The following is an 11,000-nucleotide window of genomic DNA, read 5'->3' as shown; positions in this document are numbered from 1 at the left end:
CTTCATGTCTGTATTGTCTGGGCTTCAGGCCCTTGCAAGCACATCAGGCGTGGATTCGTGCAGAGAATCCCTAACCATGCTGTTCGCGCTGGGCAATCTGTGGATGGTGCGAGCGCGGCTGCTGGCCATGCAGGCATAAGTGCGTCTGCTGCAGCCCAGAAGGGCTTGCGGCCAGTCCAATGGCGCTATTTGATGGCCCTGGGACGCTGAAACTTATCCGCTATGGACTCATCTCGTCGGCTTGGCAGATCGGTCGTGCGGCCGCAGCGGGTTTTGCAGAACCTCCCTAACTGGTTGTCGACTGCCTGTTTACGTGCCGCAAATGCCTCTTTGGAGTGGCGGGAGATGTACTCTCTTACACCCTTGTGTTCACAGGTGTATTCCACGATGCTCCTCCCTCGCTCGTCTTCGAATTGCCGCCATTTGGGGGTCGTGCATGAAAACCTGCTGTCCAATGCTTTTCCAATAGTGGTATCTGGCATAGCTTCCCATACCGCATTTTTGACGATATTGATGTCACCCCCTCCGAAGCAGCCGCCCAACAACACAGGGGCAAAGACGAGAGTCAGCCGCGCGTAGTTCGCGCTCATCGCTTTCCTGACGATTCGGCCAAAAAACCAATTACGACCAAAAATTGTTTTTATGTGAAGTAGTGCTATGTTGATACCAAAAATGGCAGAGTTGGCATATGTCGCCAGTAGGCTGTCAAGCATTTTTTTCATATTTTGGCATTTTTGAAATTAAGGGATTTTTAGAATTGCAGCAATATAATTTACTATAGCTGCATGATAAAGGGGATGCTGCTCAAAGGCCGTTTTCCTTAATGCACTGAACGACTGATTGGGCAAACGCGAGCTGGATTTTTTTATGTTCCTCGGTGCCGAAAATCTCCCCAAAGTTGAGGCTGTCGATCTTGTGAATCGCGTCTACCTTCTCATAGGCGCAAGAGCAATTCTCGCGGCTCGCACCCATGCTCACGCATCCCCCCACAAACGCCCGCTCATTCTTGGAGCTGCACGCAGACAGTAATCCCAATATCAGGGTTGCCAAGGCAGCAGTTTTAAATTTCATAAATGCTTTCTTTCGTGCGATAAGGGAGGGAGCCGTGGACGGTTCGGCTCTCTGGGTTGCTCTGCAGGTTCGTTTATCGTCGGCCTATCGCGATATTGGCGAGTATCCACAGCGCCAGGAAACCGAGCATTTCCCAGGAGCTGAAGATCAGAAAAAACAAATAGACCCCAAAAAATATCAGGATCAGCCGGGCGATGAAGGCCATCGGATAGGTCACTGCCACACTGAATTTATCGGCGCATCAGGAGGGCGACGAATATCAAAATCACGATCCCCGCTAACCAAGTTTTGAGTGCGGGAAACATAGATGCTGGCCAGAACAACGCCTCGGCAATGCGATACCCCCAAGTGAACGCCGCACTCCCATTGACGTAGGGTCCCCAGAAATACGCATAGAACGCGTACAAGAGGCCGATCACCAGGTACCCCACGATCAAGATACGAGCAAGCTTCATGACAAGAACTCCCTCAAAGCGGGGCGTTTGGCGCCCCTTGTTAAAACAAAGCACCTGCGAGAAACACCGCTCAATTGAGAAGCAAACTCCGTAGATGCAAATGAATCAGAACCGCATCCTCACGCGGTGCCTGCCAAACCCACTCCCCCTGCGCGCCTGCCCGATCCCGCGAACCTGCGCGAGGTCCTCGCGTACTGGATTCGGCTGCTGCGCGTACAAAAGGAGTGGTCCCAAGAACGCTTGGCCCATGAGTGCGGTCTGGACCGCACCTACGTCTCAGCACTCGAGCGCTGCCGCTGGAACGTATCGCTCTCCAACATCGAGCGCTTGGCGCAGGTCCTGGACGTTCCCGCCTGGTCATTGCTCCAGCCACCGCCCACACCTGCGCCTGCCAAACGACGAGGGTAGGAAGCGTCCCCACCCAAACTGGATGGGGTCACCGGCAATCTGCACGATCACCGTGGGTTGTCCAGGTCACACCAGCCGCGCAAGGTTGCTCAAAATTTAATCAATAGTCTCCTCCTCATGTTGTGACATTATGTGATGCAAACTCATCAAATCAACATCAAGCAGAAACTTGGGTTGACTGAGTGTGCTGCTGTGCGCATTCCAGTGATTGACCTCAGGGGGCACCCGATCCAAGGTCTTGCGACCATCTGCGCATCCCGGTCCTGATGAGACGCGTGGCTTACAGCAACACATTCTTGAACCCATGCAGATCAATCCACCCGCCACGGTGAGCCGATGCGGTGTCTGTGGTTCCACCAACTACAGCCGGGTGGTCGCTCGGGACGAGTCGGGCGCCATGCGCTACACCGAGATCCTGCAGTGCACAAGGTGCAGCCGGGAGTTTGCCAACCTGGACCTGTGGCGACAGGATGGGGCATCCACTGCGAGCCCTGCGGTCGCCTAAAGTAGCCACAGAGCAGCCAAAATCCTGATCTCCCTCGGCCGACATCCATAGTTCACACTTTCCCGCTTCACCGTCCACCCCATGAGCAGCTATTCCGAACTCCTAGCCCAGAAAAAACTTCTCGACGAAAAAATCGCCAACGCTAAAAAAGCGGAATCCGAGCAGGCCCTGCAGACCGTTCGGCAACTCATTCAGGAGTTCGGTTTCACGGCTCAGCAGGTGTTCCCGTGGAATGCGAAGGCCGCCAAGAAGAAAGTCGCGGCAAAGTACCGGGATCCAGATACGGGCGCTACCTGGACCGGCCGGGGCAAGCCACCGCAGTGGATTGCAGGCAAGGACCGAGAGCCGTTTGTGATTGCCTGAACGCGCTGTGTGAACCCAGGCAGTGCGGTGTACTGCCCAGGCGATCACTGACTTTGAGTCTGTCCAGAACCAACGAACACGGCTGCCAACACGATTCCGTACTCCAAGCCTCCCTCCAGCGTGCGGGCCGTCCAAACGGCGCGAGACATAGCCGCCTCACGTGTGCGCGGATGATCTTTGTGCTCCCCCGGCACAAGATGCAGGTTGTGCCCACATCCCCAGACTGGCGGCACCGTGGCATCCAGCACCAGCAAAGCCGAAGCCTGGCAGTCGACCTGAAGGCCTTTCGCATGCCAAGACCCTTCCACCCCGACCACCAGCATCCAGTGTGAAGGCGGATCCGGTGCGTGGGCATTGCCGTACTTCGTTCGCGGCCAAGGCTGCCACTGCAACAGCATCACGCCCCCTGCATCCACCACACCTGTGCACAGCGCCAGCAAGTCTGCGGGCTCCTGCTCCCCGACCAAGGACACCGCCGCCTCTGGCAGCCACCGCTTTATCTGGCCCAGCATCCCTACCGCAGTCACCACCGGCGGCACACCCACACGTTGCCCCGACAACAAGGCCACCGCTTGCGCCAATGCCGTCGATCCCGTCCTGTGCGGCAGCGCCGTCGCACGCACCAACACCCCAGGCAACGGCTTCGGGTGCGAGAACGCACCGGCGCTGCGGTAACTGGGCACGGTCAACATGCCCAACCCCAGCACGTAGCGCCGAACGACCCCTTCACGCCCCGGCATGAGTGCCTCCTTGATCCGCCGTCGCCAGCAGCTTGCGCGCCAGCTTGGTTTTCAGCGTCGGGGGAGTGGTTACCTCCGCATACTCTGAAGAAGGCCCCAAAGACTCGGGCCTTTCAGGCTCCGCAAAGAACTCCTCTATCACTCCAGCACTGGCAACTTCCTCGGAGGACTCCTCGAACTCCCCCAGAGCCAAGCCCTGCCGCGCCGCCTCATCCAGCGCAGCCTGATCCAGGCCCAGTGCAGCCTGCTGCTGTCGCTCCTGCCGGGCCAACGCCACCACCTGCGCTAGGCTGTGACCTGAGCGCAGCGTCAGATCCACGTAGTAGATCGGCGTGCGGTGCGACAGCGTCGTGGACTTGCCCCGTAGCCGAAGCTCCAAGGGCAGGGCGGCCAGCAGCCCGCCGGAGGCCGCAAACAGATACCGAAGGCGGGCAGATAAAGTGCGAATGCTGTTGAACCCCGTGGTTCGAAACACAAAGCTGCTCAGCTCGTCACCGGTTGCGCCGGTTCCCGCATCCGTGTGTCCACCATCTTCTGCGTCGATGCGCACATGCAACCGCCCATACGGCTTGCAGTGCCCATCCTGGGCCAGCGCACACACCGACGGTGAAGGGCAGGGCAGGCTCTGCATCCCCGAGAGGGTCACTCTCTTGCAGCTCTCCCCATCTCCCACACACAGCGGCCTTCCCGTGGCCCGGTCAAACATCGTGTAGTGGGCCCGAAGGCTCAGATCCGGATCGTCAAACAGCAGCCGCACCGGAATGCTGCGCAGCTTGGCCTGTGGATCCTTGCGCAACTGCGCATCCATCGGGTGAACCACCCACCCCTCCTGGTTCTGTACCTGGCTGGTGAGCGTGAACTCATCATCCTTCTCGGGCAACCTGCGCCCGTTCTTTTCCACCACTCGCCCAATCGCAATGCGCCCGATCACGGGTGGCGTCAACGCCAAACCTTTGAGCATTGAACTCTCCTTGTTGAATGTGAATGCGCCCCAAAACAAAACGGGCCTCACCGTCACCGATGAGGCCCGCCTGTGGGGACGTGTTGAAAGAACCTGAAACAGCCCGCAGCCCCGGCCGCAGCACCACCTCAGATCTGCACCAGAAACCTTCGACTCCCCGGCTTGGGCACCGTGTAGGCCCGCACGATCTCCGGCTGCTCTTTAGCCAGCCGGGTGGTATCGAGCGTGCTGCCATCCTTGCTGCGCTTGAAACTCACCTCGCCGCCATTGAACACCGCCCGGGAGGCATCGCCCATGCGCTGCTGGATGGACTGCTTGAGCTGGGCTTCCAGGGCAGTGTGGGTTGCCAGCACCTCCCGCACCGCCACCAGATCCGAGAACACCGCCCCCATCACCAAGTCCTGGCGCAGGTCCAGGGTGGTGCCCGCATCCCGCGGATACAGCGCTCGCAAAGCCCGATCGGCCGACTCCGACCCATCCGCCGGAGGCTGCTGATCGTGCTCCACAAAGCCCCAGAACTCTCGCTCCAGGACAATGAGCTGAGCGATCAGCTCTTCATCCCGCTCCACCCTAAAAACCTGCAGTTCCTGGCCTCCCAGCAGCACCGCCACATCGGCCGCCCGCTTACCCGTCACCGCCAACTGGTGCTGAACCTGCAACTGCACATACTCCGGCACTCCATCACGCCAGAGCCAGGCGCCCTGAATGCCCGCGGTCTTGCACTCCAGCAACTGCACATCTGCGGCGCCCATGACCTCCCGGTCGATGTTGGCACGCATCCAGGGATAGTCGGGGTGCTGCAGCACCGCATTGATGCGCCGTACCCGATTCCCTGTACGGCGGGAGTAATGAGCTGCCACGATGGGTTCCAGAAGAGAGCCCCAGTACATTGGACTGAGATCATCCTCACTCTCATCCCTCGGTGGGGCGGGGGGCGCACGACCGGTCTTCTCCATCCACAGTTCCAGCTGCGACTGATAGGGGTTGAGCCCGACCGCCGCTGCCGCATCTGAACTCCCGATACCTCCCTTGCGTACCTGTAACCACTGATCGCGATCCAGATCCTGGGTCTTGACCAGCCGAAGGGGAGGGCGCGGCCGTGTTGACGCCTCAGACCCTGGTGAAACGACAGGACGAACCATGCTGACTCCTTGAATGTGAAAACGACCAAAGCAACAACAACGACAACCACGACGCCACAACGCCCTCCAAAAAAAGACCCCGGTCCACTGAAGGAGCCGGGGTCTATGCCGTGAAGGGTGAGGGTGGCTGGATAAACCGCAAAGAACGGCAGACACCGTCATGACGCCAACTGCAAGGCCTGTTCCAGCGCCCGCTGCTTGAGCGAGGCTCCCTGGCCAAACCAGGCACTGTCCAGCCGGTACTCCTGGCTGCGCGCCCGTCGCTCGTGGTCCACGAACTCGGTAACAGCGCACAGCAGGCCCCAGGCCGTGCCCTTGGCGGCTGCCAGCTCTGCACCCCGGCCTTGGCCTTCGTACATGGCCTGTACCTTCTTGAGGGCGCGCTCATTGATGAGACCTGCCGACGCATCCGCATGCCCATCCGTCTGGCAGAGCACCTTGAGGAAATAGTTCATGGACTCATGGCTCTTGACCTTGCGCTCGGACAGGGTCTTCATGCGGTACATGAACCCATCCCATTGGGACACCGCAATGCCCAACTGCTTCTTGACCGCCTGCGCATCAAAACTCGTGCTGTGCGGCACCTTGATCGCGCTGGACGTTCCGGACAGTGCAATGGACAAGGTGTTGTTGCAGACCACGCGCACGGTGGTGGGGGTCGCGGTGGTTGCCAATGTCCCATCGCAGGAGGTAGCCAACAGCAGATAGCCATTGACTACGTCGTTGCCCTTCAGAGCCGAGGACTTGCCGGTGCGGGCCAGGGCCCAGAACTTACGCCCGGCCTTGAGCACACCGGCGGTTTCTAGCTCATAACCAGAAACTTCCGTCAGATCCCGGTAGAACTCCAGCACCTGCTGGGGCTGCACGACCTGGTAGCGGGAACTGACCACTGACAAAGGGGCCTTGGTATCACTGCGGTACAGCACCTTCTGGTCGGGGAACTCCATGGGTTCGGCATACAGCGCGGACACGGAAGAGGCAGCGCTACTGCCCGTGCCAGGTTCCGTCGCCATGTAGCGCACGGGTGCCTCACGGATGGTCCAGTCCATGCCGGCTTCACGGGCCCAGACATCGATGGGCTGTTTGGCGGGCAGTTGCTGGCCCAGGTTGTGCCAGGGGGTCTCGCCGACATAGGCCATGGTTTGAACGAGATGTGCCATTGAAATGCTCCTTGAAAGATGAATGAGAAGAAAGTGAAGGGAGGGAAGTACGAAAAGTGCAAGACCTGAGAAGCGCGAAATGGGCAAAAAGAGCGAGCGCTCAGGCGTACGGATCCCGGAAGCGGTGCCCGCACTCCAGGCAGTGGTAGTTCTTGAGGCAGTTCTGATCGACGGCCCTGCCGATCTGGCTGCCGATCTCGCAGCCGACGGCCCCACCGCTCAGGCCTCCCATGGCGGCCCCGGCGACGGCGCCGAGGACCGTTCCAGCGGGGCCGACGAGCGATCCATAGGTGGCGCCGAGTGGGGCAGAGCGCAGGGCGGCAGCGGCGCCGCTAGCGGCTCCCGCGACAGCACCGATGGCAGCACCTGTGGTGCGAGCGCGATCGAGGGTTTCGATGCGGGGGGATTGGCATTGGGGGCAACTGAGCACGGGGAAATCTCCTTGGATATGTGATGGGAAGGACAAGGTTCGAGCGGAAGGAGCAGCCAAAAGGAAAAGCCCCGGGTGCTGGGCACGCGGGGCTTTGAGAAGGAGACTGACAGGGCCGGCACTATCGAGGCGGCATAGCGCCCGGCAGCGCTGGAACGTGCCGGGCGAAGAGGCTGCTACTTGCACTCGTGCTGAAACTGAGATTCAACTCTAAGTGGTGATATGTGACTGAAAAAAATTTGAGATAGCCAGCGAGGCTTCAAGCCGGTCCCGCTAGGCCCCAGTTACGCACGGGAACTTTGAATCGGCCGATTGCGCTGCTGGCAGTTGATGCAGCATCGACATCTGCGGCGTCTCATTGAGTCTGGCTACTTCCGCTTCCCGCAGTCGTCGAATGTCTCCTGCGATCAAGAGCGGAGAGCCAAGATTCGCTGGCATAGTTAAAGCATAGGAGAGGCAAATAATGAAGAACTATTTCCGTGTGATGCTGGGTCGGGGTGGTGCTTATGCATCGACCGCATATGCCGGGGGGTATATCGGCGCAAACTTTGAGATTCCGCAGAACCTGAATGCAGATCTGGGTGACGACTGGCGTGCGTTCAACAAGAAGTTCGTTCCCATCTTCATGGCCAGGCAGCCGGGCAAGACAAAGATTGGGGCAGGCCTGGCGTGCGGTGCGCTTTGGACAATAGCCAAAGGCATTGCCAAGGGGGACCTGGTGATCTCGCCCGACGGCACAGGCACCTACTTTGTGGGGGAGGTCAGTGGCGACTATTTCTATGTGGACGGAGAGCCATTTCCTCACCGCCGCCCGGTGAGGTGGTTGTCACAGACCATTCAGCGTGCCGACATGAGCGATGCGCTGCGCAACTCCACTGGTTCGATTGGAACTGTGAGCACCATCACCAAATACGCTGCAGAAATTGAGCAGTTGATCGGAGTGATAGTACCGCCCGTCAGCCTATCTGCCGATCCAACTGTCGATGACCCCGTGGCTTTCGCCATGGAGAAGCACCTCGAAGATTTTCTGGTGAAGAACTGGGCGCAGACCGACTTGGGTAAGGACTACGACATCTTTGCCGAAGACGGCGAACTGGTGGGGCAGCAGTACCCCACGGATACCGGCCCGATAGATGTGCTCGCTATCAAAAAAGACAAAACTGAACTGTTGGTGGTGGAACTGAAACGCGGCCGCGCCAGCGATGTAGTGGTGGGCCAGGTGTTGCGCTACATGGGTTTTGTGAAGGAAGAGTTGGCCGAGCCTGCTCAGGCTGTACGGGGTGTGGTCATTGCTTTAGAGGATGACATTCGAATACGCCGGGCACTGGCGATGACGCCAACGATTGACTTTTATCGGTATCAGATGACGTTCAAGCTGCTGAAGGGCACCCCTTGAGCAGTACCGTCGTCCAGGCTGAAAAGTAGACCCGGGCCCGTGTCGTTGTTCTATTACCCGATCGCCTGCACTACACCTATCTGGGCAACTGGGTTGGCCGCAGCGCCGCTAGTTGCTCAGTGCCACGCCGCTTGGGCATGTGCAGTGGTCTTGCTGGAAATTCTTCAGAATTTCTTGGCCAGTTTTTGATTGGTCCGCTTCCAGCCGATGGTGCGCGCTCGTCAGCGGAGCCAGGATGACTGAAGCCACTGCGCATGGGACCGTTGGTGGGGCTGCTCTAGGCTGGTTGCTGCCGCTAAACCCGCGGTTGTTGAACGACTGCTGCGCGACCAAAGCAGACTCTGGACGAAACGGTGGTTCAGCGCCCAAAAGCAGCCGCTCACAACGGCGTACCGCCGAGTAGAGGCACATGCCGTCGCGCAACGTTTGTAAGACTCCATTACCGTTAGGATTGAGCCAATTCATTCGTGCTCAGTTGAGTTTCGTCCGCTCCGTCCGTCGCCGCGTTGAGGTGACGGCTTGGCGGTAGCTGGAATATCGTAGAGGTGACCTTGTCTCCATCGTCTGAACAAGCCTTTTCGCGCTCGCGCCCCAAGCTGATGGCCCTCGGCTATCGAATGCTTGGTTCCGTCGAAGAGGCTGAAGACTTGGTGCAGGATGTATGGCTGCGTTGGCATGATGAAGCCGAAAATCAGCGTGAAGTGGTGTGAGGTTGCCCCTGAAAACTGGAGTTCTTGACCCTTGTTGAAAATACCGACAATGAGTTGAGCAATGAGTGACAAGCAAGTGCGTGCGCAGTACACGCGGGAGTTCAAACTGGAGGCGGTTCGGCAGGTGCGAGCTGGCCAGGCGATTGCGGTGGTGGCCAAGGTGCTGGGCATTCCCAAGGCCAGTCTGGGCAACTGGGTGCGACTGTCATCCAAGGGAGAGCTGGACGACGTTGGCAGCGCCGACAAGGCGACCAAAGTCTCGCCCGAGCAGATGGAGATTGCCCGGCTGCGCGCCGAGAATGCTCGCCTTCGCATGGAGCGCGACATCGCAAAAAAAGCCGCGGCGTACTTCGCGCAGGACACGCTGCGAGGTACGCCTGGATTGACCAAATGAAGTACCGTTACCCGGTGAGCGTGTCCTGCGGAGTGCTGGAGGTCAGCGCCAGCGGGTACTTCAACTGGCTGCGCCGGCGAGAGGATGGTCATGGCCGCAGCGGCCCTGGCCGACTCCACAGCGATGAAGCCCTGCTGGCGCACATCCGTGCCATCCACGCCGACGTCAAGGGCGAATACGGCTGGCCACGCATGCACAAGGAGCTTGTGGCCCGAGGCATCCGGGTGGGCAAAGACCGGGTTCGCAAGCTCATGCAGCAGCATGGCATCAAGGCCAAAACGAAGCGCAAGTTCGTGGTCACCACCGACAGCCGCCACAGCCTGCCGGTGGCACCTGACCTGGTGCAGCGGCGCTTCAACCCTGAAGCTCCCAACCAGCTCTGGAGTGGCGACATCACCTACATCCAAACCGACGAAGGCTGGCTGTACCTGGCCGCCGTCATCGACCTGTTTAGCCGCCAGGTGGTGGGCTGGAGCCTGCAGTCGCACATGCAGGCCAGCCTGGTCAAGGACGCGCTGACCATGGCGTGGTGGCGTCGCCGGCCACCACCCGGTCTGATATTCCACAGCGACCGGGGCAGCCAGTATTGCAGCCACGAGGTCCAGGGCGCACTGAAGGACTGGGGCATGCGTTCATCGATGAGCAGGAAGGGCAACTGCTGGGACAACGCACCGACGGAAAGCTTCTGGGGGCGGCTGAAAACAGCCAGCGTACATGGGTGCAAATTCGCTACCCGTGAGCAGGCCAGGCAGGCGGTGATGGACTGGATGGCCTTCTACAATCACCGCAGGTTGCATTCGTCGCTGGGCTACCTCAGCCCGATGCAGTACGAACAACGCTGGTACGAGGCACAGCGTAAAAAGGCCGCGTGAATCGTGGGTTAAGAACTACACGAAACAGGGGCAAGGTCACCGGCCCGGCTCATGCTGCAAGTGATGCCTTGTTCATCCAGCAGCTTCTGGAAGTGCTCGCTGGTGTATTGGCTGCCCTGGTCCGAGTGATGCAACAAGGCCACCGGCTTGCCTCGCCGCCACACGGCCATCATCAGCGCATCCACCACGAGCTGCGAGGTCATGCTCTCCTGCATCGACCAGCCCACGATGCGCCGCGAGTACAGGTCCAGCACCGCCGCCACGTACAGCCAGCCCTCGGCTGTCCAGATGTAGGTGAAGTCGGCTACCCACTTCTGGTTCGTAATAGTCCGCCCAGCACCGTTCTTGCGTGATCTTCGGGTAGTTGCCAGCATGCCTGCTGAACAAGTGCAT

General features: G+C 59.5%; 14 protein-coding genes and 1 pseudogene. 6 read left to right on the top strand and 9 right to left on the bottom strand.

From position 1 onward, the window contains the following. Positions 1-185: 185 nt before the first annotated feature. The 4 genes from FVQ98_RS19320 to FVQ98_RS19935 form a co-directional block, all read right to left on the bottom strand. Positions 186-722: a hypothetical protein gene (locus tag FVQ98_RS19320; RefSeq protein ID WP_147915088.1), complete on the bottom strand. Its 537-nt coding sequence runs from the start codon at positions 720-722 to the stop codon at positions 186-188. 82 nt (positions 723-804) lie between these two features. After that, a complete protein-coding gene (locus FVQ98_RS19315) occupies positions 805-1,071 on the bottom strand; it encodes a hypothetical protein (RefSeq protein WP_147915087.1) in 267 nt (88 codons plus the stop codon). Between the two features lie 73 nt (positions 1,072-1,144). Continuing rightward, positions 1,145-1,294 carry a hypothetical protein gene (locus tag FVQ98_RS19940; protein ID WP_222707629.1) on the bottom strand — a complete coding sequence of 50 codons (150 nt, stop codon included), beginning with the start codon at positions 1,292-1,294 and terminating at the stop codon, positions 1,145-1,147. 7 nt (positions 1,295-1,301) lie between these two features. Then, positions 1,302-1,526, bottom strand: a complete 225-nt coding sequence (locus tag FVQ98_RS19935; protein ID WP_147915086.1) for a hypothetical protein — start codon at positions 1,524-1,526, stop codon at positions 1,302-1,304. A 126-nt stretch (positions 1,527-1,652) separates the two neighbouring features. Here FVQ98_RS19935 and FVQ98_RS19305 point away from each other — a divergent pair, with 126 nt between their 5' ends. Continuing rightward, a complete protein-coding gene (locus tag FVQ98_RS19305) occupies positions 1,653-1,934 on the top strand; it encodes a helix-turn-helix domain-containing protein (protein ID WP_147915085.1) in 282 nt (93 codons plus the stop codon). 586 nt (positions 1,935-2,520) lie between these two features. Continuing rightward, positions 2,521-2,802, top strand: a complete 282-nt coding sequence (locus FVQ98_RS19300; RefSeq protein ID WP_147915084.1) for an H-NS histone family protein — start codon at positions 2,521-2,523, stop codon at positions 2,800-2,802. Between the two features lie 44 nt (positions 2,803-2,846). Here the strand turns inward: FVQ98_RS19300 and FVQ98_RS19295 are convergent, their stop codons facing one another. From FVQ98_RS19295 to FVQ98_RS19280, 4 genes are all read right to left on the bottom strand, one after another. Next, positions 2,847-3,542, bottom strand: coding sequence for a hypothetical protein (locus FVQ98_RS19295; RefSeq protein WP_147915083.1), 696 nt, complete (start codon positions 3,540-3,542; stop codon positions 2,847-2,849). Beyond that, the gene (locus tag FVQ98_RS19290) at positions 3,529-4,503 is read right to left on the bottom strand and encodes a recombination directionality factor (protein WP_147915082.1); all 975 of its coding nucleotides are present in this window, start codon (positions 4,501-4,503) and stop codon (positions 3,529-3,531) included. The genes FVQ98_RS19295 and FVQ98_RS19290 overlap by 14 nt, the downstream gene beginning before the upstream one ends. 128 nt (positions 4,504-4,631) lie before the next feature. Beyond that, a complete protein-coding gene (locus FVQ98_RS19285) occupies positions 4,632-5,645 on the bottom strand; it encodes a YqaJ viral recombinase family nuclease (protein WP_147915081.1) in 1,014 nt (337 codons plus the stop codon). 158 nt (positions 5,646-5,803) lie between these two features. Next, a complete protein-coding gene (locus tag FVQ98_RS19280; protein ID WP_147915080.1) occupies positions 5,804-6,805 on the bottom strand; it encodes a DUF932 domain-containing protein in 1,002 nt (333 codons plus the stop codon). Between the two features lie 79 nt (positions 6,806-6,884). Here FVQ98_RS19280 and FVQ98_RS19805 point away from each other — a divergent pair, with 79 nt between their 5' ends. The 4 genes from FVQ98_RS19805 to FVQ98_RS19260 all read left to right on the top strand — a co-directional run bounded on the left by FVQ98_RS19805 (position 6,885) and on the right by FVQ98_RS19260 (position 10,607). After that, the gene (locus FVQ98_RS19805) at positions 6,885-7,259 is read left to right on the top strand and encodes a hypothetical protein (RefSeq protein WP_187265817.1); all 375 of its coding nucleotides are present in this window, start codon (positions 6,885-6,887) and stop codon (positions 7,257-7,259) included. Positions 7,260-7,698: 439 nt separating this feature from the next. Next, the gene (locus FVQ98_RS19270) at positions 7,699-8,631 is read left to right on the top strand and encodes an endonuclease NucS domain-containing protein (protein WP_147915078.1); all 933 of its coding nucleotides are present in this window, start codon (positions 7,699-7,701) and stop codon (positions 8,629-8,631) included. Between the two features lie 545 nt (positions 8,632-9,176). Further along, a complete protein-coding gene (locus FVQ98_RS19265; protein ID WP_370512995.1) occupies positions 9,177-9,341 on the top strand; it encodes a sigma factor in 165 nt (54 codons plus the stop codon). 61 nt (positions 9,342-9,402) lie between these two features. Next, positions 9,403-10,607, top strand: a protein-coding gene (locus FVQ98_RS19260; protein WP_147915077.1) for an IS3 family transposase whose coding sequence is annotated in 2 segments (ribosomal slippage) — positions 9,403-9,670 and positions 9,670-10,607 — 1,206 coding nt in all. Because the reading frame shifts where the segments join, the coding sequence is not laid out codon by codon here. A gap of 32 nt (positions 10,608-10,639) precedes the next feature. On the opposite strand, the pseudogene FVQ98_RS19255 reads toward FVQ98_RS19260, so the two are convergent. Next, positions 10,640-11,000, bottom strand: a pseudogene (locus tag FVQ98_RS19255) (DDE-type integrase/transposase/recombinase); the annotation flags it as partial.

This window comes from Ottowia flava, from assembly GCF_008017535.1.
Taxonomy (GTDB): Bacteria; Pseudomonadota; Gammaproteobacteria; order Burkholderiales; family Burkholderiaceae_C; genus Ottowia; species Ottowia flava.
This window is presented reverse-complemented; position numbering and strand designations above follow the sequence as displayed.